Here is a 25,250-nt window from a genome sequence, read left to right on the forward strand (position 1 = left end):
GATAGTGACTATCACCGTCCATAACGTGCTGAAACTTGGGCAATGTCTAAGTCTGTTGAGCTACTTAAAAGCGCTGACATGTCCACTAACTTTAGGATGCACTAAGGCTGCGAGAAAGCTTTGGCTGCATCGTTCTCCTCCAAGTTTCTCAGTCTCCCAAAGCGAATACCTGGCATGGCTTCCAGTGCGTGCCTGCGGCTGTTTGCGCGCCCAGCCATCCAGAAATTCGATTCGACCGCTGCGACCTATCAAGGGATCGGATAGCCAATTGTTGCAGCGAATTTCATGCTTTGCCCCACTCACAACACACGGGTCTGAGCATGGAAAAGTTCGATATACACCGTAAAACCGACTTCGACGCCCTGGTACATGAGTATGGGCTCGACGGCAGTCGTCTGTTGCCCTGGGGAGGCTACCCGATGCCGTTTGCAGGCGGCTGGTGTGTGGTGCGTCCGGGCACCTGCAGCGAGGCGCATACCCAGATCGACCAGGAGATCTTCATTGCCATCAAGGGCAGTGCCCGGCTGGTGGTGGGCGACAAGGTCATGCCGTTCAACGTGGGCGACATAGCGGCCATTCCGAAACATACCAACCATTACGTCATCAATGATTCCGATGAGAACTTTCATTTCTACGTGGTGTGGTGGGACATGAACTACGTGAATGCGTTTGTCGAGCAGCACTGCGAAACCACGGGGTGCCTCGATGACTAAGTTCATTGTCACCATCACGCCACCTACGCCCAACGGTGATTTGCACATCGGCCATATAGCAGGTCCGTTTCTGGCTGCCGATGTCTTCACCCGGGTGCAACGCCAGCGCGGCCACGAGTGTGTGCTGCTGTCCTATTCGGACGACTATCAGTCCTACATGTTGCGCAAGGGGCTGGAGACCGGGGTGGATCCGGTAGAGCTTGCCAATCGCAACTCCGACCGCATCGAAGCCTCGCTGGCCGCGATCAACATCCAGCCGGACAACTGGATGCGCCCTCACGACAACCACTGGTTCGCCGACTCGGTTGCCGAGGTGTTCGGCAAGGTCCGCGACGCAGGGCTGATCGAATTTCGCGATTCCAGCGAACCTTATTGCCCTGACTGCGACGTCTGGGGTTACGAGGCGTTTGCGCGGGGCAATTGCAACTATTGCGGTGTCGAGTCTGATGCCAGCCAGTGCGAGAACTGCGCGCAGGCACCTGACGCGCCGTTGATGACCGGGCTGCATTGCAAGTTATGCAAACAGCCTTCGCAATGGAAAACCGCACACCGCGCGTTCCTGAAACTGGCAGCCTGCAAGCCCGCGCTGCGTGACCGGCTGCTGGATCGCCAGTGGCGCAGTCCGCTGAATGCCTGGCTGCGCGACACGCTGGAGCACATCCACGACTGGGGCGTCACGCGTCCGCACGATGGCGGGCTCGATCTTCAGGCAGACGGCTCGTGCCGCGTGCACACCTGGTTCATGGGGCTGCCCGGCTACATGGCTGCGTTTCGCGAATACGCCGATCGCATCGGTCGTCCGGAGCTGTTCCGTCAGTACTGGCAGTCGGGGCAGGGCACGCTGGTGCACTTTCTTGGCTTCGATTGCGTATTCAGCCACGCGGTCGTCTACCCGGCGCAGCTGTCGGTGATGGATGGCATTCGGGTTCAGCAACGTTTCGTGCCCAATCAGTTTCTCAAGCTGGACGGGCTCAATCTGTCGACCAGCCGTAACCACGCCATCTGGGTCGGGGACCTGGCGCGCGAAGCCTGCGCCGACAGCGCTCGTCTGTACCTGGCGAGCATTGCGCCTGAGGAGAGCGAGGGCGACTTCCGTCTGCAGCATTTCCTGCAATGGCGCGCGGACGTGTTCGGAGCGTTTTTCCCGGCCTTGCTTGCAACCGGTGCGCAGAACGACACCAGTTGGTGGAGTGGCGTGTGCGGGACCGATGCCGGTTTGCTGGAAGCGCTGCGTCTGCAGTGGAGCAAAGCATGCGAGCCGAATCACTTCTCCATGAAAGGCATGGCGCAGGTGCTGCTGGATGTGATCGCCATCACCCGCACGCGGCTGGCGGAAGGTCGACCGGTCAGCCATCTCGCAGCGTTCATTGCGGTCATCGGCAAGGCGCTGATTCCCGAGATGTCGGCGCGGATCGTCAGCGCCTTCAATCTGCCCGAAGCGCGGGTCAATGCCACGGTCATGTCGGGCTCTGCTGCCGAATACTCCATCTGAACGGACTCTTCACGATGTTCATCGAACATGAAATAGCGGTCATTGGCGCTGGAATCACCGGTGCCAGTATCGCGGCGAAGCTATGCAGCGCAGGGATGTCGGTCGCGCTGATCGACAAGGGTGCAGCAGGCAGCCTCGGGGCCAGCGGCTACTCCGGGGGGCTGGTGCGTCTGTACGATAACGACCCGCTGTTGATGGACCTGGCGGCTTATTCCATCAGCAAGATGGAAGAGGGCGTGTTCGCCACCACCTACCATCAGGCGTTAAGGCGCACCGGCGTGATCTACCGGGCCGCACCCGATCAACTCGACAACCTGTGCCGCGCCATCGAGCACTACGGCAGCGAGCAATACCCCATGCGCCTGTTGAGCAATCGCGAGCTGGATGGCGGCCGTTATCCGCGGTTTACGGACGAAGAGCGGGTCAATCTGTTCGAGCCGCAGGCCTGTGTCGGCAATGTGCGTCAGGCGGTGGCCGCGTTGTGTGGCGTGGTGCGCCAGCACGGCTTGCTGCTGGAGCATCGCGAGATAAAGGCCATCGATTGCCGGTCCCGTGACCTGGTGCATATCGAACTGGGTGATGCGACCTTGCGCTGTCGCGCTGTGGTGGTGGCCGCCGGAGCCTGGAGCCAGCTTCTGGTGCCGCACCTGGCGCTGGAAGCACGCTCGATTCCGCTGGCGCGGGTCATGACCGACAGCGAGTGGTCCATGCCGGTGATCGATGCCGTTACCCAGAGCTACGGCATCCCGCTGACCCGCAACATCGTGCAGACCGGTTGCGGCCTGCGCGACAGCGGTGTGTGGCCGGAGCATTTGGCACTGCCGGACGCACGCCATGTCGAGGACGCTCGCAAGCGCGTTGCGCAGTTGTCCGACGCCTGGGCGGCGCAGGTTCGTGTGCTGGACGTTCTGCCGGGCTTCGACAGCTACAGCGCGGACGGTCGCCCGGTGCTGGGCTTTTGTGACGAACAGAGCCCGATCTATGTAGCGGCCGGCATGTCCGGGCTGGGCTTCAAGTTCGCGCCGGGCATTGCGCATATCGCGTTCGAGCAATTGCGTGAGCGCGTTTCCGGACAACGTGCGTCGTGTAATGGCTGGTCCGCACTTGCGCCGGATTCGTTGCAGCGCAGCGCGGTTCGGCAGGGAGTGCAGCCATGAGCGTCATGTTGCAGGCGCCTGAAACCTTGCGGGTCGGCGTCAGTGCACTGTTCGACCCGGATGACACGCCCCATGCGCGCACTTTTCTCAGGGCGCTCGCCGTGGCGCGCAACGTTATTCCGGGACTGGGCCGCGTGCAGTGGCACTTTCTCGACGACGGTGCCAACGCCCGTCGGGGTGCCGAGGTGGCGCAGCAGATGATCGACTGGCGGGCGGATCTGGTCATTGGTCATTTTTCGTCCGATGCCGCCATCGGCGCGGCTCCGCTTTATCAACGGGCGGGTATGGCACTGCTGACACCTGCGGCGACGATTGATCGACTGACGGTCGAGCACCCCAATGTATTTCGGTTTTGTCCGTCCGACCAACAGCTGGCCCTGGACCTGACGGCCTGGCTGTCGGCACGCCGTTGGCGCTCGGTGCACCTTCAAGCGGATGACAGCGCCCATGGCCAGGCATTGGTCGTGGCGATTGGCGATGCACTTGAAACCGCTGGCCTGCAAATCGTGAGCGAGCGCGAGCACGCCGATGTGGAAGTGTTCGCCGGGCGTCTGCGCGCCAGCCGCGAGCACTGGCAGGCACGACGTCAGGCTGGCAGTACGCGGCCGCTGGTCCTGACCGACGACGCAGCCTCGCCGCATCTGGGCTGCGCGCCTGCCCATGACAGCAACACCTGGGTCGTCGGTTTCGGCGTGCCGCCCGGCCCGCAGCAGAACGACACATCGCACGCACTGCACCGGTCGCTGTTCGGCGTCCTGCCGCAGACCTATTACCGGGAAAGCCTGCTCATGCTTTACGTGCTGGCAATCCTGGCCAACAGCGCGTGGCGCAGGGAACAGCTGCTGGATGTGCTCAACCACACCACCTTCAACACGCCGCTGGGCGCGGTCAGCTTCGATCAGGGCGAGTACCGAAGTGCATTCAACAGCGTCTGGAGAGTCGGTCCCGAGGGGCTGATTGCAGAACCTCTTTGATCTTCACGACCGCTTTTTCAAGGCTTTATGCCAACTCTAAGGATGGGAATCTCATGGGTCATTCAACACCACACCCTTATCAATCGGACGCCGTGTGCATCGGTTTCGGCCCGGCGGGTATCGCTCTGGCCTGCGCCTTCGAAGATGCGCGGGAAGATAACAGCCCGCTGGCGGCGCTTTCGGTGCGATTTCTGGAAGCCGCAGCGGACACCCAGTGGCATCGGGAGCTGCTGCTCGCCGGGACTGACATCAATCACCATGTGTTTCGCGACCTGGTCACGCCGCGCAACCCGCGCAGCCGCTTCTCGTTCGCCATGTATCTGAAGAGCAAAGGCCGGATGTTCGACTTCGGCCTTCTGGGCCGGCCTGCCAGCCGACATGAATGGTCGGATTACGTGGCCTGGGTGTCGCAGCAGGTCGATAGCGATACCCACTTCAATTCGCAGGTCACCGAAATCGCTCCGGTACTCCGTGACGGCCGGCTTTGCGAGCTGAAAGTCCGCACGCAGGATGCCTGTTTCACCACCCGCAACGTCGTGTTGTCGAGCGGCAGTGCGCCGCGCATTCCAGTGATGTTCCAGTCGCTGATCGGGCCGACGCTGTTCCATACCTCGCAGTTCCTGACCCGTCTGCAAGCTTTCGGTGAAAACCTGCCCAAGCGCTGGCTGGTGCTGGGTTCGGGGCAGAGCGCCAGCGAATCGGTGCTGGAACTGGTGGGGCGTGACATGGGCATCGAGGTGCACTCGGTGCACCGTTCTGCCGGTTTCAAACTGACCCAATTGGGACAGTTCCCCAACCGCGTTTTTGCGCCGGATCACGTTGATTACTTCCACAGCCTCAACCACGCAGCGCGGCATCGCTTTCTCGACTGGAGCCGTTCGACCAATTATGCGGGCATCGACCCGGACGAAAGCCAGAAGCTGTTTTCACTGATCTACGAGGACGCCATTGCCGGACGCAAACGTCTGCAGACCTACGGCTACAGCGTCGTTTCGTCCATCGAGAAGGTCGAAACCGGTTATCGCGTCGAAGTCACCGACACCTTCAGTCAGCGCACCCAGGTGCTGGAAGTCGACGCTGTGGTGCTGGGCACTGGCTACGAGCAATACCTGATTCCGCCGTTGCTGAGCGGTCTGCAACCCTGGCTCAAGGCGGACCTGGACGGCGGCCTGCTGATCGACCGGGATTACCGCGTCGCGATGGACGAAGACTGCGACGTGAACCTCTGGGTCAACGGCCTTTCCGAGCGCAGCCACGGTATCAGCGACAGCCAGTCGTTTTCCCTCATGGCCCTGCGCGCCGAACGCATCGCCAATGCCCTTGAACAGGCCGTCGAGTGCGCGGCCGATGCACCGTTACTGGCACAGTGGAAGTGACCCCCATGTACGACACCATTTGCGACATTATTCACGACCGGACCTTTCTCAAGGTCTCGGGGCTTGGACATGACTTCTTCCTGAAAATGGAATCCCTCAACCCGGCGGGTTCGATCAAGCTCAAGACCGCCGTAGGCCTGGTGGATGACCTGCAATCACGCGGCCTGATCGGCCCGGACACGATTCTGATCGAATCGTCGTCGGGCAACCTGGGTGTGGCGCTGGCCATGCTCTGCGCCGAACGCGGGATTCGTTTCACCTGCGTGGTCGATCCCAACAGCTCCAACCACAACATTCGCATGATGCGCACTTACGGCGCCGAGGTCATCCGGGTTGAGACGCCGGACGAAAATGGCGGTTTCCTCGGCACGCGCATCGCGCTGATTCGCGAAAAAATCGGCAGCGATCCGCGTTACGTATGGCTCAACCAGTATGAAAACGCTGCCAATCCACGAGCCCATGCACGCACCACGGCGCGCTCGATCAGCCAGCATTTCGGGCATGTCGATTACCTGTTCGTCGGCGCAGGCACCACCGGCACCCTGATGGGCTGCCTTCAGCATTTTCAGCGCCATCATCCGACCACCAAAATCATTGCCGTGGACAGCGTCGGCTCGGTGACTTTCAACACCCCGGCCAGCCGTCGCTATATTCCGGGTCTGGGCACCAGCCAGCGCCCGCCGATTTTCAATGCCGACGGTGTTCATGCGCTGGAGATGGTGCCCGAGTCGCGCACCGTTGCCATGTGTCGGATTCTGGCTCGCACCAAAGGTCTGCTGGTCGGCGGCTCGACCGCCACGGTAGCGGCGGCGGTTCACGCCTGGCGCGACCGCATCGAACCCGGTTCGGTGGTGGTGGCTCTGTCGCCGGATTGGGGTGAGCGCTATCTGGACACGCTGTATGACGACCTTTGGGTCGAACGGCATTTCGGCAGCGACGTGTTGAACATGACCCTGGCGGACATGCCGATCATGCCGAGCTGGACCACCTATCTGGCAACCGAGCGCTCGCGTCAGGCGCCGTTCCATGTGATCGACGGTGAAGTGGTCGCGCGGCTGCTGGCGGCGGATCCTCAGGCCTGCATCGATGACGTCGAAGGAGCTTATCTGGCCCATGAAGCAGGCCGGACGATCAATCCAGACAGCTACTTTCTGCGTTTCCCCGAGGCACCGGCCAACCGCATCATCGCGCTGCCCGCCAGCCTGTGCGGGGAACAGCCGGTCAGTGGCATCAAGTGGATTTCCAGTTTCCCGGGCAATACGGACTCGGGTCTGCAACGCGCCTCGGCGGTGTTGATCCTCAACGATCCGCAGACCGGCTATGCCTTTGCCTGTCTGGAAGCGTCGCGAATCAGCGCCATGCGTACCGCAGCCTCTGCAGTGCTGGGTGCGCGCTGGATGAGTCGTCATCACAAACACGTCCCGCGCATGGCGTTCATTGGTGCCGGATTCATTGCGCGCAGCATTCTGGACATGTTCGTCAGCGATGCCTGGACGCTGGACAGGGTGAGTGTGTTCGATCAGCACCCCGATTCGGCGCGGGCGCTGGTCGATCATGCCGCGAACCGGCATCGGCTAGTCAGTGAGCTGGCAGACCTGGACGACAGCCTGCAGGCCGATGTGGTGGTGTTCGCCACCACGGCGCCGAGTCCTTATGTGTTGGAGCCGGTGTTCCGGCCGGGCCAGTTGGTATTGAACATCTCGCTGCGTGATCTTGGCCCCGAGGTGATTGCCTGCGCCAACAACATTCTGGATGACGTCGAGCATTGCCTGAAGGCTCGGACCTCGCCTGACCTGGCGGTGCAGCAGTATCAGGACCGCTCGTTCATCACCGGCACGCTGGCGCAACTGATGACCGGGCAAGTGGAATTGAGCCCGGATCGGGTCTCGATCTTCTCGCCGTTTGGCCTGGGCGTACTCGACCTGGCTGTAGGGCAGCGGATCTACGGGCAGGCCGTGGCCGAGGGCAGCGCTTTGCCGGTGCCGCAGTTCTTCTTCGAATCGAACCGCTGGTGACCGACATGCAGACACGTTCTCTTGATCGGGTCGAACTGCCTGTCCGGCAGTTCGAACCTGAGCCGTGTTCGATCGCGATCATCGGCATGGGCTCGCGTGGCCTGAGCGTTCTGGAACAGTTGATCGGTTTGAGTCGCAAAACGGATGCGCAACGGCTGCGCATCGAGGTATTCGATCCTCGGACGCCCGGTAGCGGCCTGCACCTTGCCGAGCAGCCCGATTACCTGATGCTCAACACCATGGCGGGTCAGCTCTCGGCGTTTTCGTCGGCCTTTCCCGTCTCAGAACCTGCGGGCTGGACCTTTTTACAGTGGTGCCAGGCCAAGGGAGTCATGCTCGATGAACGAGGCCATGTCAGTACGGACGGGAAGGGCAGGCCGGTTGCGTTCGGCGACTTCGTGCCGCGCAAACTGCTGGGGCGTTATTTGCAGGACAGCTATCGATTTCTGCTGAAGCAATGCCCCGCGCATGTCGAAGTGCGCCACCACGCCGAGGTGGTCACTGGTTGTCGTGAACGGGCTGTCGATGCAGGTTTTCGCCTGCAAACGACGGTTCGCGAACTGGATGTCGACGCAGTGCTGCTGACCTGTGGCCACTCGTCAGCGGCAGATGAGCGATCTGCCATCGGCGAGTCGGTATTGATCGAAGGGCTGGGCCTGACTGCGATGGACACACTGGCGCATCTCACTGAGGGGCGCGGCGGGCGCTATGTGCCTGATCCAGGCCATGCGGGCTGGCGCTACCTGCCGTCCGGGCTGGAGCCGAGGATAGCGCTGTATTCGCGCTCAGGGCTGCCGTTTCACGCCCGGCCCCAATGGCATCCTTCTGTCCATGCTGCGCTGCCGAGAACGTTCTTTACCGCTGAAGCCATTGTCGAACTGCGCCAGCAGAGCGCGACCGGACGGCTCGATTTCGAGCGTGACGTGCTGCCGTTGATCAAGGACGAAATGTGCGCGGTGTTCTGGCAGGCCAGAGTCCGACTCGACGCGCCCCGGGAGTTGCAGTTGCTGCAGCAGAAGCTCGGTAACGCGACTGATCGGGTTTCACTCCACAGGTTGTTCAAGGCGCTGGCCGAACAGTGGGGCGAGTTCGAGCCCGAACAGTGGCTGGTCACCGAGCGCTGGTGCGGCGATGAAGAATCGTATGCGCAGTGGTTCGAACGCTGGATCGCGCGTGAGCTGGCGTTGAGTCGCCTGGGCACCGCGAGCAGCCCGGTTCGTCAGGCGCTGGAGGTGTGGCGTGATTATCGCGACCTGCTGCGGCGTGTGGCGGATCGCGGCGGCCTGAGTGACGCATCGACACTGGCGTTTTATGGCCAGTGGGCCGGGCTGTCGAATCGACTGGTCGGCGGCCCGCAGAAAGAGCGTTACGAAGACCTCCTGGCGCTGATCCAGGCCGGTGTCGTGACCGTCCTGCCGCCCATGGAGGATGCCTCCAGTTCGCCCGTGCCGTTTGACACACTGATCCGGGCGCGTGTGGCGCACCGCGGTCTTTCTTCCAGTCGCGATCCGCTGTTGAACGACCTGCTGCGTCAGGGCCTTGTTCGTCCCGCTCATGCGTATCCGGCTGACGGAGTGACGACGGACCCGTCTGGGCGCGTCGCGCGTGCCGACGGCGGCGTTCATTCGCGCCTTTGGGCACTGGGGCCGATCGTCGAAGGCTGCACCTTCTACAACCACTACGTGCCCACGCCAGACCCGACCTGCCGGGCGCTTATCGAGGCGTGGCAGGTGGCCCAGACGTGCCTCGATGCGCTGTCAGCCAATCGCTGCGACTCCCTTTCCATCACCTCTTTTTCAACCCTCTAAAAGGAATTGGCTATATGTACGAGATCACTCTGCTGACGGCGCTCGCCGGTGCTTTCATTGTCCTGATCATCAGCCCCGGCCCGAACTTTCTGGTCATCACCCAGTTGTCGTTCAGCCAGTCCCGGCAACAAGGCATCTGCGCCGGACTGGGTGTTGCTTCGGGCAGCATCCTCTGGGCATTGCTCGCAGCCACCGGGCTGGGCCTGATATTTCAACAACTGCCCTGGCTGCAACCGGCCCTGCAACTGCTGGGCGGGGCGTACCTGACCTGGCTGGGCACCAAGAGCCTGCGCAGCGCGGGCAGCCAGCCCAAACCTCGCGACATTGGCGCGCTGGGCATTGGCAGTCTCAGCCGTGCCTACCGTTTCGGCCTGTTCACTAACCTGACCAACCCCAAGGCGCTGGCGTTCTACACCAGCGTATTCACCACCGTGACCACGCCGGGCATGCCGATGTGGGTGCGCACGGCCGGGGTGTCGATCATTGCCATTCTGGCGATCTCCTGGTTCGTGCTGCTGGCCACGCTGTTCTCGATTCCGGCGGTGCAGGCCCGTTATCAGCGGATGAAAAAGGCCATCGACATCGTGACCGGGCTTTTCATGATCGCGTTCGGTATTCGCCTGCTGATCGGCCTGTTGCCGGCCGGTCTGATCAACTGATTTCAAGGAACGACACCATGTACAAGAATGACTGGTATTACCCGACCTCCATCCGCGCAGGCGCCGGGCGCGCCGCAGAGCTGGCTGACGCTTGCCGTGTGACAGGCATCCAACGTCCACTGCTGATCACTGATCGGTTTCTGGGCAGTACGGACATGATCCGCAGCGCTGTAGAGGACTGCCGACAACAGTTGGGCCATTGCGGGCTGTTTGACCGGGTCAAGGGCAACCCCACCGGCACCAATGTCGCGGACGGGCTTGAAGCCTATAAAGCGGGCGACCACGACGGTGTGATTGCCTTCGGCGGCGGCTCAGCACTGGACGCCGCCAAGGCTGTGGCACTGATGTCAGGGCAGACCCGACCGCTGTGGGACTTCGAAGACATCGGCCAGAATCATCTGCGCGCCAACCCTCTGGGCATCGCCCCGGTTATCGCACTGCCAACCACTGCGGGCACAGGCTCCGAGGTGGGCCGTGCGTCGGTGATCACTGACGAGCAGGCGCAGGTCAAACGTACCATCCTGCACATCCGCATGATGCCGCGCATCGCGATTCTGGATGCCAACCTGACGCTGGATCTGCCCACGCACCTGACCGCTGCAACCGGCGCCGACGCGCTGACGCATTGCATGGAGTCCTGGTGCTCGCCGGCCTGGCACCCGATGGCTGAAGCAGTGTCGGTGAAGGGAATGCAGATGATCAAGGCGTACCTGCCTCGCGTCGTCGCGGACGGACAGGATCTGGAGGCGCGCCAGCAGATGCTGGTGGCGTCCAGCCTGGGCGCGGCGGCGTTTCAGCGAGGGCTAGGTGGTGTGCACGCCATTGCGCAGAGCCTGGGCGCGCTGTACGACCAGCATCACGGCTTGCTCAACGCCATCCTGCTGCCGTATGTACTGGAGGCCAATCGGTCCGCCCTGTTGCAGCAAATGGACGATCTGGCGGTTTACCTGCGTCTGCCCACGCCCGGTTTCAGTGGCGTGATGGACTGGGTACTGAGCCTGCGCGAGCAGATCGGCATTCCCCATACGCTGGCTGACATCGGCATCCATGATCAGGACGCCGAGTTGGTGGGCCAGATGGCATTTGCGGACGGTTGCTCGCACACCAATCCGATTCGGCATTCGGCCGAGGCCTACGCAGGGGTATTCAGGCGAGCGGTGAGGGGGCAGTGATTCATGGTGCAGGTGGATGAACGGGCGGTTCAGCGTCTGGCCGAGGTCTGGCAAGGCTGGGTCGATTCCGGGCACATCGTAGGCGGTGTATTGCTGGTGGCGCAGGGCGGCGTGCTGCGCTACGTCAGAGCCAGGGGCTGGGCGGATCGGGAGCGTCGGGTGAGTGTGACTCGCGGTACACGTTTTCGCCTGGCGTCGCTGACCAAACTGCTGACATCGGTGGCGGTGTTGCTGCTTTGCGAGCAAGGCATGTTGAGCCTGGATGCGCCGGTAACGGACTGGCTGCCAGCGTTTCGGCCCCGTCTGAGTGATGGCCGGGAGTCGGTCATCACCCTGCGTCATCTGCTGTCGCACAGCTCCGGGCTTGGTTATGGCTTCGAACAGCCGCCAGGTAACGCTTATGAGTCGGCGGGCGTGTCGGACGGGCTGGACCGTGTGGCGTTTGATCTGCAGGAAAACCTGACTCGTCTGGCGAAGCTGCCGTTGCTGTTCGAACCCGGCACTGCCTGGGGGTATTCGCTGGCGACCGACGTGCTGGGTGCGGTGATTGAGCAAGGCACCGGCCGTGCGTTGTCGCAGGTCATCCACGAGAAAGTCACCCAGCCCCTGGGCATGGGTTCTACCTCGTTCAGGCAGGATCAGGGTCGGCTGGCGCGTGCTTATAAAGACGGTGCTGGCGCTCCCGAGCGTATCGGTGATGGCGACGTGCTGGTTCTTGAAAGTGGAACGGCCAGGGTGTCGTCGGGCCGGGTCTACGGTGCGCAGGCCTATGAATCAGGTGGCGCCGGCATGCTGGGGACCGCCGATGATTATCTGAAGCTGCTGGAATGCCTGCGTCTGGGCGGCGCGCCTTTGTTGAATTCCGTAAGTACGGCGGCGTTGCTGAGTAACGCCATTGGCAAGGTGACGCTCAAGGGCAGGGGCGCCGGCTGGACGTTCGGCCTGGGGCCGGTGATCCTCGCCGACCCGCTGGCCGCCGGGCAGCGACAGGGTGCTGGCACCTGGTCATGGTGTGGTGTGTATGGCAGTCATTACTGGGTCGATCCGGTATCGGAGATCAGTCTGGTTGTGCTGACCAATACCGCTGTGGCGGGCGCCTGGGGCAGGTTTGCGGATGCGTTGGTTGAGGCGGTTTATTCATGAACGGAAGCTGATCGTGTCCCCCGTGGGGCACTCAGCGTTATACATAAGTCCGCCTTGACCCTGATCAAACCCGCGCAAACTGTTTGCGGTAGCTGCTCGGGCTGACGCCCACCAGATTACGGAAGTGCCGCCGGAACGACTCTTCGGAGCCGAAGCCGGTTCGGTCCACCACTTCGTTCAGCCGCAACTTCGATGACTCCAGCAGTTCCTTGGCATACGCCACACGCTCACCCAGCAACCAGTCATAGGGTGTAAGCCCCGTACTTTCCATGAAGCTGCGGTGCAAGGTGCGGGTACTGACTGCGGCACGTGAAGCCATTTCCTTGATGGTGTGCGGGCGATTCAGGTCGCTGCGGATCCAGTCCATCAGATTGGAAATCGGCCCGTCGCTGGCCGACACCAGTTGCCGCGAGGCGTATTGCGACTGTCCGCCTTCGCGATGGGGCGGGATTACCATGCGTTGCGCCACCATATTGGCCACACGCGAGCCATGATCGTTGCGCACCAGATGCAGCATCATGTCCAGTCCGGCCGCAGATCCTGCCGCCGTGACGATGCTGCCCTGATCGACATACAGCTCGTTGGGCTGAATGGTCAGCCCCGGATACATGGTGGCCAGCAGGTCGGTGTAACGCCAGTGAGTGGTGACCTTGTGACCGTCGAGCAACCCCGCAGCCGCGAGCACGAACGCCCCGGTGCAGATCGAGCAGATACGCGCACCACGGGCGTGGGCGGCCTGAAGCTGTTCGATGAGGCGCTGTGGCACCTTTGATTCAACCCCGCGCCAGCCTGGCACGATGATGGTATCGGCGTTTTCCAACAGCACATCGCCCGGCGTCGGCACGATAGTAATGCCCCCGGCGGCCGTGATCGGCCCGTCATCGACCGGGAACGTCGCAAATTCATACCAGGTGACGCCCAGCTCGGGCCGTTTGAGGGCGAATACCTCGACCGTGCAGCCAAATTCGAAGGTGCAGAGCTGGTTATAGATCAAGGCGACAACGAGATGATTTTTCATGGCGCGATGTTACCGGATATTGGCATTTCGGACAGTAGTTCGTGCTGATGCTACTGGGTAATCTGAAGCCTGTCACTCAGGTGAATCCTTAACCCTGCATGTGGTCCGGCAACCGGACCCAGGAGCCATTTCGTGTCCCTCAATATCGGTATCTACGTGTACGACGACGTCGAAGTTCTCGACTTCGCGGGCCCTTACGAAGTGTTCACCACCGCTACTCGAATGCATGCGCGCAACAGTCGTGATGACAAGCCGCTGTTCAATGTCTTCACCATCGGCCGCAGCACTGCCTCTGTGCGTGCGCGGGCCGGTCTGAAGGTCGACCCGGACTTCTCGATCAATGATCACCCGGCCATGGACTGCCTGATCGTTCCGGGTGGCGTGGTCAATGCCGAACTGGAAAAGCCGGACGTCATTCGCTGGATCAGCGACCAGTCGGAACCGGGGCGCGTCGTTGCGGCGGTCTGCACCGGCGCATTCATGGTTGCCAAGACCGGCAAGCTGGCGGGCAAGCAGGTCACCACGCACTGGGAGGACATTGCCGATCTCAAGGAAATGTTCCCGTCGGTGGATGTTCTCAGCACCCTGCGCTGGGTCGACGAAGGATCGTTCGTGACGTCGGCGGGCATTTCCGCCGGCATTGACATGAGTCTGCATCTGGTCGAACGTCTGCACAGCCGCGAACTGGCCGAGCGCACCGCGCTGCAACTGGACTTCGACTGGACCGAGAACGACTGATTCAGCTCCATCGCTCAACGCGATCTGTACCGCTTTACGGGTACATCGGATTTGATATTCCGGGTGACTGACAGATTTTCTGCCTTGTCTGGGGTCCTGCTGCCGGGCCATGCGCGCTGACGCATCTGTGCAGGACCCTTTCCAGAAACTCCAGCGGTTGCATGCACCCCCGACTGACCGATCTCTTTGTGCTGCCGATAAGCGAGCACAGGGGCATGTCATCGGGGGTTCTTGTATTTCCGACTCTTTCCCGTCAGCGCCAGGTCGTGCCTACCATCGCTTTATCCAGAGTGCAGGACAGATGAAAACCCATTTCTTCAAAATCGTTCAAACCGTTGCCCAGCACGGTTCGTTCTCGGAAGCTGCTGCCATTCTGGGGTGCAGCCAGTCGAACATCAGTTACGCGATCAAGGAAGTCGAAGATTTCTTCGAGAAACGCCTGTTCATCCGCAGTCGCTCCGGCTGCACACTGACGCCTGACGGCCGGGTGATTTCCCAGACCCTGGGCAGCATCATGGCGACGCTTGAACAACTAAAAAAAATGGGGTGAGCGGCAGTGTAACGATCCACTACTACACGCACATTCAAGAGACCAGCCTTGGCACTTCACTCGATTTTCTGGCCCGGCATTACCCTGACATCCATCTCAATGTGCTGCACGGCAGCGAACAGAATCCGTCGCTGGAGCCGTTGATAAAAGAAGCAGCCGATATCCTGATTCTCCCCAGCACCGTGCTGGGTGAGCACTACGTCGAGCATCATCACTGGTCCGATCACTACGTATTGGTCACCGCCAAAGGCAAGCACACGCAAACCCGCACCTTCACCGAACTGTCGCAGACTTCGCGCTATGTTGCCTGGCGACATCCCGGTGTGGACCGATTGCATCAGCAACTGGCGTCCGCGCAGGTCCGGCTCAGCCATCGCGGTGAACTCAGTTGTCTGGAAACCCTGCTGGACCTGATCGCCCGACAGCATTGCATCTCGATTCTGCCCAGCGCCTTGCTCAACGGACACTTGCGGGAAGTGGAGCAAGTACCGTTGCCGGGAACGATCATGCGCCACATCAGTGTGGTGGCCCGTCCGACCTCGCTGCTTTCCAATGCCGCCAGTGCAGTGATTCAGGCTCTGAAGAAGCCGCGAGTGCTGGCGGTTCAGCGGTATTGAGCACACACACAGGGCTGCGGGAACCGTATTCCGTGCGGCAGATGGCGGCGCGCTTTACGGATGCAGGTCCTGTCTGGTGAAAGCTACAGCCCGATGCAACGAATTGCCCCCATTAGGCTCATACCCATAGGTAATACATTCGGGGCGCTTGTTCGCAAGCGTCCAACGCCGCCGATTCGAGAGGAAGACTGGACGCTATGACGATACCGGACAAGCAGTATGTGGACTGGCTGGTCGAGCAATCGATGCTGAACGCTGCCAGACAGCGCGCCAAGACCTACTCGGGCCAGGGAAGACTCTGGCAACGGCCGTTCGCACAGGCCCGTCCAAGGGACGCATCCGCCATTTCTTCGGTCTGGTTCACCGCGTATCCCGCATCGATCGTCACCCGTGAGGGTTGCTCGGTGCTTGAGGCGCTGGGTGATGAAACGCTGTGGCACGCCTTGTCGGAAATCGGCATCCAGGGCATTCACAACGGCCCGCTCAAGCTGTCCGGCGGTTTGCAGGGGCGTACCCGCACGCCCAGCATCGACGGCAATTTCGACCGCATCAGCTTCACCATCGATCCTGAACTGGGCACTGACGCTCAACTGCTCAGCCTGACGCGCATTGCTGCGGCGCATAACGCTGTGATCATCGATGACGTCATTCCGTCGCACACCGGCAAGGGCGCCGACTTCAGGCTGGCCGAGCTTGCGTATGAGGACTATCCCGGTCTTTATCACATGGTCGAGATCCGCGAAGAAGACTGGCAGCTCTTGCCCGATGTCCCGGCGGGCCGTGATGCGGTCAATCTGACGCCCGAGGTAGTCGATCAACTGCGCGACAAGCATTACATCGTGGGTCAGTTGCAACGGGTTATTTTCTTCGAGCCTGGCGTCAAGGAAACTGACTGGAGCGCCACTGACGTGGTGCAAGGCGTCGATGGCAAGGCCCGGCGCTGGGTGTATCTGCATTACTTCAAGGAAGGTCAGCCTTCCCTGAACTGGCTGGACCCCAGCTTCGCCGCGCAGCAGATGATCATTGGTGATGCACTGCATGCCATCGACGTCTCTGGCGCACGCGTACTGCGGCTGGATGCCAACGGATTCCTGGGTGTGGAGCGTCGCGCTGAAGGCGCGGCGTGGTCGGAAGGGCATCCGCTGTCGATCACCGGCAACCAGTTGCTGGCCGGTGCGATCCGCAAGGCCGGCGGTTTCAGTTTTCAGGAGCTGAACCTGACGCTGGACGACATTGCCTCCATGGGCAATGGCGGTGCTGACCTGTCCTACGACTTCATCACCCGTCCGGCCTATCAGCACGCGCTGTTGACCGGTACAACCGAGTTCCTGCGGCTGATGCTGCGCCAGGTTCATGCGTTCGGTATCGATCCTGCGTCGTTGATCCACGCGCTGCAGAACCACGATGAACTGACACTAGAGCTGGTGCACTTCTGGACGCTGCACGCCCACGACACCTATCACTATCAGGGCCAGACCTTTCCCGGCAACATCCTGCGCGAGCACATCCGCGAAGAGATGTACGAGCGGCTGACCGGCGAGCATGCGCCCTACAACCTGAAGTTCGTCACCAACGGCGTGTCCTGCACCACGGCGAGCATCATCACCGCCGCACTGGGCATTCGTGACCTGAGCACGATCACTGACGCGGATATCCAGCAGATCCAGCACATTCACTTGCTGCTGGTGATGTACAACGCGATGCAGCCTGGCGTGTTCGCGCTGTCCGGCTGGGATCTGGTCGGTGCGCTGACCTTGCCGGCCGAGCAGGTCCAGCACTTGATGCAGGACGGTGACACCCGCTGGATCCACCGTGGCGCGTACGATCTGGCCGACCTGGATCCGGAGGCGGAGCTGTCGGAAGGCGGCATGCCGCGTGCGCAGTCGCTCTATGGCAGCCTTGTCAGCCAGCTCAAGCGTCCTGACTCGTTCGCTTCGCAGCTCAAGAAGATTCTGGCGGTACGCCGCGCGTACGACATTGCTGCCAGCCGCCAGATTCTGATTCCTGATGTGCAGCATCCGGGTTTGCTGGTTATGGTGCACGAGTTGCCAGCAGGCAAGGGCACTCAGATCACTGCGCTCAACTTCAGCGCCGAGACCATCGTCGAAACGCTGCACCTGCCGGACATCGCGCCAGGGCCTGTGGTGGACATCATCAACGAGCGCGTTGAAGGCGACCTGACCGAGCAGGGTGAGTTCACCATTACGCTGGATGCTTACGAAGGTCTGGCGCTGCGTGTCGTGAGCACCTTGCCGATGATCTGAGCATCGGGGTCGTGATGCAGTCTGTGCCATCTGTGACGCGGAGCGTCACGGGCTGCATGCCCACGCGGAGCATGGGCACGATCGGTGTGCTTGAGGTCTACGATCGTTCCCACTCTGCGTGGTGACGCCTCCCAGAACGCTCCGCGTCCGCTCTTGAATGCGACGCGGAGCATGGGCACGATCAGTGTTGATGATGATCGTTCCTACGCTCCGCGTGGGAATGCCGCTCAGGACGCTCCGCGTCCGCTGTCGAATGCGACGCAGAGCAATGGGCGTTATAAGTGTCAGGCACGCCAGACTGTTTACAGGATACCGCTGCGTCCTCGCTCAGCCGTTCTGATGCTTCTTCATTCTGTAGGCAAACTGCGCACGGCTGAGCCCCAACAGCCGTGAGGCGGCTGCCAGATTTCCCTGACTCTTGGCCATTGCTTCACTGATGAGGCGATGCTCAAGGTCGTCGATGGAAAACCCTTCAGGCTGGCCCAGCGTGTCCAGCAGTGTGGATGCAGGTTCCGTATCGGGCTTTGAGCCCAGCGAAAGTCCTCCCTCGTGGTTCAGCGAATACGATTCGACCGGCATCGGTTCATTGCGAAAGATATGGATCAGGTCGATGGGCTGGCCATCTTCGCTGGCGATCAAGCCGCGTTCGATCAGGTTCTGCAGTTCGCGAACATTGCCCGGAAAGTCGTAGCGCAACAGGGTCTTCAAGGCGCGCATGGTCAGCCCGGCCGGGGTGCGGCCATATTCGTTGCAGAACCTTCTGAGAAACGCATTGATCAGCAGCGGCACATCATCCCGGCGTTCACGCAGCGGGGGCAGGGCGATGGGGTAGACGTTCAGACGATAGAACAGGTCCTCGCGGAAATCGCCATGCGCCACGGCCTGGCGCAAATCGATGTTGGTTGCCGCGACCACACGCACATTGACCTTGATGCCGCTTGATCCACCGACCCGCTCGATTTCCCTTTCCTGCAGGGCGCGTAACAGCTTGCTCTGTCCCGCAAGACTCAGGCAGGTTATTTCATCGAGAAACAGGGTGCCGCCATTGGCGCGCTCGAAACGTCCGGGCCGCGAGTGGGTGGCGCCGGTGTAGGCGCCGCGCTCGACACCGAACAGCTCGGATTCGATCAGGTTGTCCGGGATCGCTGCGCAATTGAGCGCCACGAAGGGTCCGTCCCGATGGCGACTGAACTGATGCAACTGGCGAGCGAACATTTCCTTGCCCACCCCCGATTCGCCACTGAACAACACGGTAGCGGGAGTCATGGCAACACGTTGCAGTGCCTGGCTGGCGGCATTGAACGCGGCACTCGCGCCAATCAGCGGATGCTCGGTACCCGTAGAGAGCGCTTCGCTCCAGGGCGCCGCCGAAGGTGCAGGTGGATTGTGCGGCGAGCTGGAGGAGACGACGCTCAGGTAGCCGAGGTCGCGTTCGACATCGCCCCATTGCTCGGCGGTCTTGCCGATCACCCGGCAGCAGTTGTGGCCCATGCCGCGGCATTCCACCTCACGGAATATCACCATCTGCCCGAACAGCCCGCTGACGAAACCGGTGGCATAACCGATTTCGGTCCAGCACACCGGATCCTGGCTGATGCCATGGGACGCGAGATGCTCATCGGCTTCACAGGAGTGGTGCCAGAGGAACTCACCTTCGTAAAACCCCGACTTCGCATCGAATTTGAAATGCAGCGGTTCGACCTTGGCCATGCCCTCAAGGGTGTGCAGGTGTGTGCCAGCGCGGAAAACCGCCGTGGCATCGGCGTGGGGCCAGCGCGCCCGGATCAACCTGGCATCCCGCGCGCCGGACAGATAACCCGCCCGGGTGAACATGCCGCGCGCCTGCTCCAGACCCAGGCGTTCGATGATCTCCCGACGCAAGGTGCCGAATGAAGAACTGTGCAGCAGCAGCATGCGCTGGTCGTTAAGCCAGATGCGGCCGTCATCAGGAGAAAAGAACAGGCAACCGGTCAGTTCCTCCGACGTGGGGGATTGACCGGGATTCAACCCGGCGCTGTCACCTTGCGGCGCAAAATGCTGGGCGGCGAAATCCTGATCGGAAAGATGGCGAAGAGGGTTAGTCATTGTTATGCCCCAGGCCGAGAGTGATCGAAATGATGAAACGCTCAGATAGTTATAAAACATAACTTAATCAAATGAACAAGCCCGATGAGACATGCATTCGTTCGAATGTGACGTCCGACATATCAAAATAGGGCTCAAGCGTTGGATCCAGAGCGGTCGCGCAAAAATATGACCGTTCGATGGCAAAACCGGCACAGCGCTTGCTGAGGACTGAACACGGCGCAAGCGACCGTTCTTCTGGGCGCGGCGATTACAAACATAAAAGCCGGAGTTTCACCATGTCAGTGTCTGAGCCTGTGTCTTTGCTGCAACCTGCACTTGTAGCCAACTGTATTTTCAACGGTGACTGGGTACCGTCATCAGCGCCTTTGCGTCCGGTGATCGAGCCCGCCACCGGTGAATTGCTGATGAACACTGCGATGGCGGATGCCGCCGATATCGCAGTTGCCTGTCGTGAAGCCGCCCTGGCCCAGCCCGCCTGGGCCGCGATGGGACCTCGCGAGAAAGCCGAAATATTTTTACTGGCCGCCGATCTGGCGGTCTGCTCGTTCGATGAATTGTCGTTGTATGTGGCTCGCGAAACCGGCGGCAGCCTGCCCAAAGGCGAACACGAAGTGCGTGAGGCCATCGTGTTGCTGCGTCAGGCGGCCGGTATGTTGTCTCAGGCGCATGGTCATGGCCTGATGCTGCCAAGCGCAGCGGGACGTTTGTCGTACGCACGTCGTGTACCGCATGGTGTGATCGGGATGATTTCACCGTTCAACTTTCCATTGGTCCTGTCGTTGCGCACGGTTGCGCCTGCACTGGCGGCGGGGAACGCGGTGGTGCTCAAGCCGGATCCGCAGACACCGGTCAGCGGCGGTTTCCTGATCGCCCGTCTGTTCGAACAGGCCGGTCTGCCCAAGGGCCTGCTGCATGTGTTGCCAGGCGCTGCGGATGCGGGCGAGGCCCTGTGCCGCGACCCCAACGTGCAAATGATCACCTTCACGGGCTCCACTGCTGCAGGCCGCAAGGTCGGCGAGACGGCGGGGCGCAACCTCAAGAAGGTCTCGCTGGAACTGGGCGGCAAGAACCCGCTGATCATTTTGGAAGATGCCGATCTGGATCTGGCGGCTGGCAACGCGGCGTTTGGCGCATGGCTGCATCAGGGCCAGATCTGCATGGCGACCGGGTTGATTCTGGTCCACGAATCCATCGCCGCAGCGTTCACCCGTAAGCTGGCCGACAAGGCGCGAGCCTTGACCGTGGGCAACGCCGCGCGCGGGGAGGCCGCACTGGGGCCGCTGATCAATGCGCGCCAGGTGCAGCATGTGCATGGGCTGGTCAGCGAGAGCATAGAGGGGGGCGCGCAGTTGGAAACCGGCGGCGAATACGATGGCCTGTTTTATCGTCCGACCGTGCTCAGCCATGTAAAACCGGGTATGCGGGTGTTCGAAGAAGAAGTTTTCGGGCCTGTGGCGGTTGTCGTGTCATTCTCCACGGATGAAGAGGCGATCGAGCTGGCCAACCGCAGCGAGTACGGCCTGGCGGCGGCGGTGATCTCGCCCTCAGTGGGCCGGGCGATGGCTATCGGTGATCGCCTCAAGTGCGGCTTGTTGCATATCAATGATCAGACCGTGGCGGACGAATGCATCAACTCCTTTGGTGGGCGCGGTTCATCAGGCAACGGCAGCAGCGTCGGCAGCCCATCCGACGGGGACGAATACAGCCAATGGCAATGGGTCACGGTCAAGAACCAGCCGCCGGCTTATCCGTTCTGAAGGCTGTCGACAGTTTGAGAAACACAGGCTCAACCCACAATAACAAGAGCGCGCAACTATGAACCTGAACAACAAAACCCTGATTGTGACTGGCGTGTCTTCCGGTATCGGTGCCGAAGTGGCGAGGCTGGCCCGCTTCCAGGGGGCCAGAGTGATCGGTGTTGACCGGCACGAACCGCAACTGACCCTGGACAGCTTTTTTCAGGCCGATCTCGGCGACCCCGCCAGTATCGATGCGCTGATCGAAAAATTGCCCGTCCACATCGACGCGCTGTGCAACATCGCAGGTGTGCCGGGCACCGCGCCTGCCGAGGTCGTGGCCAAGGTTAATTATCTAGGGTTGCGCCATCTGACTCAGGGCTTGCTGCCGCGCATTGCGCCTGGCGGCAGCATCGTGAATGTCGCCTCGGTTCTTGGCGCGCAATGGCCGGAACGTCTGGAACTGCACAAGGCGCTGGCCATGACCGAGACTTACGCCGAGGGGCAGGCGTGGCTGGCGGCCAACCCGGTGGCGCAGGAGACCTGCTATCAGTACTTCAAGGAAGCGCTGATCGTCTGGACGTTCCAGCAGTCACAGGCCTGGTTCAGAGATCAGTCGGTCCGCATCAACTGCGTGGCGCCGGGGCCGGTGTTTACGCCGATTCTGGGAGACTTTGTCACCATGCTGGGTGAAGAGCGCATCGCCAGAGATGGCGCGCGCATGAAGCGTCCGGCCCAGGCCGATGAGGTCGCCGAAGTAATCGCATTCCTGTGCTCCGACGCGTCGCGCTGGATCAACGGGGTCAACCTGCCGGTGGATGGAGGGTTGGCGGCGACTTACGTGTGAAGGGATTCGGTTGATGTAAACCCCGGTCCTGCGTTCGCGTGATCGGGGCCTTGAAAACAACAATAAGAACCAAAGGAATTACAAGATGCAGAAGTCTATCTTGCGTACCGTCGTGGCCGCCTCATGGGTCGCCTTGTCTTCAACCGCTCACGCTTATGACTTGCCCGGTCTCAATCTGGGCAACACCAGCTTTTACGATGGTTCTCCCGCGCCGGACGGGCCGGGCTGGTATCTGGAGGAGTACGCCAACTTCGCCAAGGCCGACCGTTTCAATGACGTCAATGGCAACAAGTTGCAGTTACCCAAACAGGAAGTTGAAGTACTGGCGCTGACCACCCAGCTCATCTACGTCGCACCCCCTCTGGCCAATGGCGCGATGCCCGGCATTACGGCGATCAACACGTCGTTGGCGCACGTTGACGTCGATGACGGTCTGGGCAACTCGGCCCTCAGCTCCAGAGCCGGGTTTGGTGATTTGATCATCGGCCCGTTTCTGCAATTGCCGACGATTTCAAATGCCGACGGCAGTCCGCTGCTGACCCAGCGGGTCGAGGCTGACATTGCGATTCCGGTTGGCGCTTACGACCGCAATCGATCGATCAACCCCGGTAGCAACTTCTGGTCGTTCAACCCTTACTACGCCGCGACTTACTGGTTCTCGCCAAAATGGTCGGCCAGCGGCCGCTTCATGTACCTGTGGAACGGCAAGAACGACGACCCCCAGGCTGGCTTCGGCAACGCCTCCGACACCCAGGCCGGACAGGCCCTGCACGCCAACCTCACTTTGCAGTACGCGGTCAGCGAGCAACTTTCCGTGGGCCTCAATGGTTACTGGCTCAAGCAGTTCACCGATACCCAGGTGGACGGGCACGACGTGAGTGGCCGCAAGGAAAAGGTCTGGGCCATCGGGCCGGGGTTTCTTTACGCGTTCAGCAAGCAGAACGTGCTGACGGTCAACAGCTACTTCGAGCAGGGCGCTGAAAACCGTACAGAAGGCAACAAGGTGGTGCTGAACTTCCTGCACAAGCTGTAACGAAGAAAGGCGTCCGGTAAAAGGGACGCCTTGCCGGCAGTAGCTTCAACTGAGTGGCTGGCCGCTACTGAAAATTTTTTTGTGGGAGGCTCCACCACGTCTTCGACGTAGCGCTGTCGCGCAGCAAACTAGGTGGGAGCGGACTTGTCCGCGAATGCAGTATTTCAGCCACTGCATATGCGTCGGATGTACCGGCCTTTTCGCGGACAAACGGAACGCCGCCCGGTCCGCTCCCACAAAATCGCGTTTCTTCAGTAAGTTACAGGTTGTTTGATAAGAGATATCTCCACGTCTTCGACGTAGCGCTGTCGCCCAGCAAACACCGGACTGTGGGAGGCGGCTTGCCGGCGATCTGCCGGGAACCGGCAGCAAAATCTGCACACGCGGTGTATCAGATGCAACCTGGGGCTGCTGCGCAGCCCATCGCTGCCGTCGTAACCTCCGAGAGCTCCTACGCCCTCCGGGCAGAAGCAGGTGTGCGTGCATATCAGTAAATTATCTGGCGGGGATTCGCAAACACTGGGCTTTAACTCGCCTTCTTGAGTCTCGCCACCCCCGTTGAACGGGACAACACGGCAATCGCCGCAAGCGCCGCAATCACAAGACCCGGGGAGGTCGCCAGCAGCACACCGGCCGTTCCGGCTCCAGCCCCCAGCAGTTGACCGGCAGCCAGGGGACCTGCCACCGAGCCCAGACGACCGATGGCCACCGCAGCGCCCACGCCTGTTGCCCGTACGGCGGTCGGGTAGGCGGGCGGGGCCAGCGCATACAGCACCAGTTGCGCGGCCATCACGAACACGCCTGCCGCAAAGCCGGCCGCTGACATCGACACGATGCCCACCGAAAAGCCGACACCGGCCAGCGCGGCAAGCAAGCCTGCGTAGACAAACATCACGACCTTGATCCCGTTGCAGCGATCCAGCAGCATACCGCCGAGCAACGAGCCCAGGGCGCCACCGATGTTGAACAGCATCTGCACCATACCGGCCTGGGGTTTGCTGAAACCCTGGGCAATCAACAGGGACGGCAGCCAGTTGAGCAGCATGTACATGACGGTCAAAGTGAAAAAATAGCCCAGCCACAAGGCCAGTGTCGTGCGTACCCGGTCCTCGCCGAACAGCGCACTGGCGGTGGAATGACGCGCTTCAACTGCGTTCGTCTGTTGGCGAAATACACTGGATTCGGGCAACAGCACCATCATCAGCGGCACCACCAGCACAGGCACCAGGCCGCCGATGATAAAGGTTGTCTGCCAGTGCTCACTGGTGAACATCGCCACTACAGCTGCGAGCGCGCCGCCCAGCGGCACTCCCGAATACATGACACTGATCGCGAGCCCACGATGCCGCTCGCCTACGGCTTCGGCGCACAGCGCAATGAGGTTGGGCAGGGCGGCCCCCAGTCCCAGTCCGGTCATGAAGCGCACTGCCAGCAACCCGGAAAAGGTGTCGACGTAAGCGGTTGCCAGCGAGAACACGCCGAACAGCAGTACGGCGCTGATCAGGATCTTCTTGCGGCCGATGCGATCGGCAATCCAGCCACCAAAGAAGGCTCCGGGCAGCAGGCCGATGATGCCTGCGCTGAACACCCAGCCCATCATTTTCGGGTCCAGGGCGAAGGTCTGGCGCAGGCCGGCTGCGGCAGTGCCTGCAGCCTGCAGGTCGAAACCTTCGATGAGTGCGACGATAAAACACAGGGCGATGGTGAGCGTCGAACGACGCGATGGGGTGTTCATGGCGAGCCTCACTGTTGTTTTTGTTGTGGTCAGCGGCCTGACAGCCGTGGTCAGTTGGTCCACGAATCGGGTGACGATTAAGGTAACAAAAATAACTAAAAAAAGAACAGGAGGT

20 protein-coding genes are annotated in these 25,250 nt (G+C 61.2%); 17 read left to right on the forward strand and 3 right to left on the reverse strand.

What is annotated here, in order from left to right; all coding sequences use genetic code 11:
- Positions 1-320 precede the first annotated feature (320 nt).
- The 10 genes from QRN20_RS01135 (at position 321) to QRN20_RS01180 (ending at position 12,509) form a co-directional block, all read left to right on the forward strand.
- Positions 321-713: a cupin domain-containing protein gene (locus QRN20_RS01135; RefSeq protein ID WP_285359920.1), complete on the forward strand. Its 393-nt coding sequence runs from the start codon at positions 321-323 to the stop codon at positions 711-713.
- Positions 706-2,205, forward strand: a complete 1,500-nt coding sequence (locus QRN20_RS01140) for a methionine--tRNA ligase (RefSeq protein WP_285359921.1) — start codon at positions 706-708, stop codon at positions 2,203-2,205. Before QRN20_RS01135 ends, QRN20_RS01140 begins: the two co-directional genes overlap by 8 nt.
- 14 nt (positions 2,206-2,219) lie before the next feature.
- A complete protein-coding gene (locus QRN20_RS01145) occupies positions 2,220-3,362 on the forward strand; it encodes an NAD(P)/FAD-dependent oxidoreductase (protein ID WP_058432771.1) in 1,143 nt (380 codons plus the stop codon).
- The gene (locus QRN20_RS01150) at positions 3,359-4,336 is read left to right on the forward strand and encodes an ABC transporter substrate-binding protein (protein WP_502942003.1); all 978 of its coding nucleotides are present in this window, start codon (positions 3,359-3,361) and stop codon (positions 4,334-4,336) included. Before QRN20_RS01145 ends, QRN20_RS01150 begins: the two co-directional genes overlap by 4 nt.
- 53 nt (positions 4,337-4,389) lie before the next feature.
- Positions 4,390-5,712, forward strand: coding sequence for a lysine N(6)-hydroxylase/L-ornithine N(5)-oxygenase family protein (locus QRN20_RS01155; RefSeq protein ID WP_285359922.1), 1,323 nt, complete (start codon positions 4,390-4,392; stop codon positions 5,710-5,712).
- 5 nt (positions 5,713-5,717) lie between these two features.
- Entirely contained in the window at positions 5,718-7,727 is a 2,010-nt protein-coding gene (sbnB, locus tag QRN20_RS01160) for a 2,3-diaminopropionate biosynthesis protein SbnB (protein ID WP_285359923.1), read from the forward strand.
- A gap of 86 nt (positions 7,728-7,813) precedes the next feature.
- Complete coding sequence (locus QRN20_RS01165; RefSeq protein ID WP_285359963.1) at positions 7,814-9,535, forward strand: FAD/NAD(P)-binding protein; 1,722 nt, start codon at positions 7,814-7,816, stop codon at positions 9,533-9,535.
- A gap of 14 nt (positions 9,536-9,549) precedes the next feature.
- Entirely contained in the window at positions 9,550-10,194 is a 645-nt protein-coding gene (locus QRN20_RS01170; protein WP_025993601.1) for a LysE family transporter, read from the forward strand.
- A gap of 17 nt (positions 10,195-10,211) precedes the next feature.
- A complete protein-coding gene (locus QRN20_RS01175; protein WP_285359924.1) occupies positions 10,212-11,366 on the forward strand; it encodes an iron-containing alcohol dehydrogenase in 1,155 nt (384 codons plus the stop codon).
- Positions 11,367-11,369: 3 nt separating this feature from the next.
- A complete protein-coding gene (locus tag QRN20_RS01180) occupies positions 11,370-12,509 on the forward strand; it encodes a serine hydrolase domain-containing protein (protein ID WP_257118160.1) in 1,140 nt (379 codons plus the stop codon).
- A 64-nt stretch (positions 12,510-12,573) separates the two neighbouring features.
- On the opposite strand, the gene ftrA is transcribed toward QRN20_RS01180, so the two are convergent.
- A complete protein-coding gene (gene ftrA / locus QRN20_RS01185; protein WP_004881915.1) occupies positions 12,574-13,527 on the reverse strand; it encodes a transcriptional regulator FtrA in 954 nt (317 codons plus the stop codon).
- A gap of 132 nt (positions 13,528-13,659) precedes the next feature.
- Between ftrA and QRN20_RS01190 the strand changes: the two genes are divergently transcribed.
- From QRN20_RS01190 to treS, 4 genes are all read left to right on the forward strand, one after another.
- Entirely contained in the window at positions 13,660-14,265 is a 606-nt protein-coding gene (locus tag QRN20_RS01190) for a DJ-1/PfpI family protein (RefSeq protein WP_029242560.1), read from the forward strand.
- Between the two features lie 301 nt (positions 14,266-14,566).
- Positions 14,567-14,815 carry a LysR family transcriptional regulator gene (locus QRN20_RS01195; RefSeq protein ID WP_025993605.1) on the forward strand — a complete coding sequence of 83 codons (249 nt, stop codon included), beginning with the start codon at positions 14,567-14,569 and terminating at the stop codon, positions 14,813-14,815.
- Positions 14,812-15,432, forward strand: a complete 621-nt coding sequence (locus QRN20_RS01200; RefSeq protein ID WP_080663320.1) for a LysR family transcriptional regulator substrate-binding protein — start codon at positions 14,812-14,814, stop codon at positions 15,430-15,432. Before QRN20_RS01195 ends, QRN20_RS01200 begins: the two co-directional genes overlap by 4 nt.
- A 197-nt stretch (positions 15,433-15,629) precedes the next feature.
- Positions 15,630-17,696: a maltose alpha-D-glucosyltransferase gene (gene treS / locus QRN20_RS01205; protein WP_004881919.1), complete on the forward strand. Its 2,067-nt coding sequence runs from the start codon at positions 15,630-15,632 to the stop codon at positions 17,694-17,696.
- 327 nt (positions 17,697-18,023) lie between these two features.
- Here the strand turns inward: treS and QRN20_RS01210 are convergent, their stop codons facing one another.
- On the reverse strand, positions 18,024-19,781 hold the full coding sequence (locus QRN20_RS01210) for a sigma-54-dependent Fis family transcriptional regulator (RefSeq protein ID WP_122606780.1): 1,758 nt from the start codon (positions 19,779-19,781) through the stop codon (positions 18,024-18,026).
- A 278-nt stretch (positions 19,782-20,059) separates the two neighbouring features.
- On the opposite strand from QRN20_RS01210, the gene QRN20_RS01215 reads away from it, so the two are divergent.
- The 3 genes from QRN20_RS01215 (at position 20,060) to QRN20_RS01225 (ending at position 23,400) form a co-directional block, all read left to right on the forward strand.
- Positions 20,060-21,541 carry a benzaldehyde dehydrogenase gene (locus QRN20_RS01215; RefSeq protein WP_058432437.1) on the forward strand — a complete coding sequence of 494 codons (1,482 nt, stop codon included), beginning with the start codon at positions 20,060-20,062 and terminating at the stop codon, positions 21,539-21,541.
- Positions 21,542-21,599: 58 nt separating this feature from the next.
- Positions 21,600-22,367: a coniferyl-alcohol dehydrogenase gene (locus QRN20_RS01220; RefSeq protein ID WP_029242564.1), complete on the forward strand. Its 768-nt coding sequence runs from the start codon at positions 21,600-21,602 to the stop codon at positions 22,365-22,367.
- A gap of 85 nt (positions 22,368-22,452) precedes the next feature.
- Complete coding sequence (locus QRN20_RS01225) at positions 22,453-23,400, forward strand: SphA family protein (protein WP_122412061.1); 948 nt, start codon at positions 22,453-22,455, stop codon at positions 23,398-23,400.
- A 526-nt stretch (positions 23,401-23,926) separates the two neighbouring features.
- Here QRN20_RS01225 and mhpT read toward each other — a convergent pair.
- Positions 23,927-25,135 (reverse strand): 3-(3-hydroxy-phenyl)propionate transporter MhpT, encoded by a 1,209-nt coding sequence (mhpT, locus tag QRN20_RS01230; protein WP_058432438.1) that lies wholly within the window; start codon positions 25,133-25,135, stop codon positions 23,927-23,929.
- Positions 25,136-25,250 lie beyond the last annotated feature (115 nt).

The organism is Pseudomonas sp. fls2-241-TYG-175 (assembly GCF_030209155.1).
In the GTDB taxonomy this organism is placed as follows: domain Bacteria; phylum Pseudomonadota; class Gammaproteobacteria; order Pseudomonadales; family Pseudomonadaceae; genus Aquipseudomonas; species Aquipseudomonas viridiflava.

Bases quoted from the DNA above. Each gene is read 5' to 3' on its own strand.
- mhpT (WP_058432438.1), bottom strand. From the start codon at position 25,135: ATGAACACCCCATCGCGTCGTTCGACGCTCACCATCGCCCTGTGTTTT.
- QRN20_RS01210 (WP_122606780.1), bottom strand. From the start codon at position 19,781: ATGACTAACCCTCTTCGCCATCTTTCCGATCAGGATTTCGCCGCCCAG.
- treS (WP_004881919.1), top strand. From the start codon at position 15,630: ATGACGATACCGGACAAGCAGTATGTGGACTGGCTGGTCGAGCAATCG.
- QRN20_RS01140 (WP_285359921.1), top strand. From the start codon at position 706: ATGACTAAGTTCATTGTCACCATCACGCCACCTACGCCCAACGGTGAT.
- QRN20_RS01155 (WP_285359922.1), top strand. From the start codon at position 4,390: ATGGGTCATTCAACACCACACCCTTATCAATCGGACGCCGTGTGCATC.
- QRN20_RS01170 (WP_025993601.1), top strand. From the start codon at position 9,550: ATGTACGAGATCACTCTGCTGACGGCGCTCGCCGGTGCTTTCATTGTC.
- QRN20_RS01135 (WP_285359920.1), top strand. From the start codon at position 321: ATGGAAAAGTTCGATATACACCGTAAAACCGACTTCGACGCCCTGGTA.
- QRN20_RS01175 (WP_285359924.1), top strand. From the start codon at position 10,212: ATGTACAAGAATGACTGGTATTACCCGACCTCCATCCGCGCAGGCGCC.
- QRN20_RS01225 (WP_122412061.1), top strand. From the start codon at position 22,453: ATGCAGAAGTCTATCTTGCGTACCGTCGTGGCCGCCTCATGGGTCGCC.
- QRN20_RS01215 (WP_058432437.1), top strand. From the start codon at position 20,060: ATGTCAGTGTCTGAGCCTGTGTCTTTGCTGCAACCTGCACTTGTAGCC.
- QRN20_RS01150 (WP_502942003.1), top strand. From the start codon at position 3,359: ATGAGCGTCATGTTGCAGGCGCCTGAAACCTTGCGGGTCGGCGTCAGT.
- QRN20_RS01220 (WP_029242564.1), top strand. From the start codon at position 21,600: ATGAACCTGAACAACAAAACCCTGATTGTGACTGGCGTGTCTTCCGGT.
- QRN20_RS01165 (WP_285359963.1), top strand. From the start codon at position 7,814: ATGGGCTCGCGTGGCCTGAGCGTTCTGGAACAGTTGATCGGTTTGAGT.
- sbnB (WP_285359923.1), top strand. From the start codon at position 5,718: ATGTACGACACCATTTGCGACATTATTCACGACCGGACCTTTCTCAAG.
- QRN20_RS01145 (WP_058432771.1), top strand. From the start codon at position 2,220: ATGTTCATCGAACATGAAATAGCGGTCATTGGCGCTGGAATCACCGGT.
- ftrA (WP_004881915.1), bottom strand. From the start codon at position 13,527: ATGAAAAATCATCTCGTTGTCGCCTTGATCTATAACCAGCTCTGCACC.
- QRN20_RS01195 (WP_025993605.1), top strand. From the start codon at position 14,567: ATGAAAACCCATTTCTTCAAAATCGTTCAAACCGTTGCCCAGCACGGT.
- QRN20_RS01180 (WP_257118160.1), top strand. From the start codon at position 11,370: ATGGTGCAGGTGGATGAACGGGCGGTTCAGCGTCTGGCCGAGGTCTGG.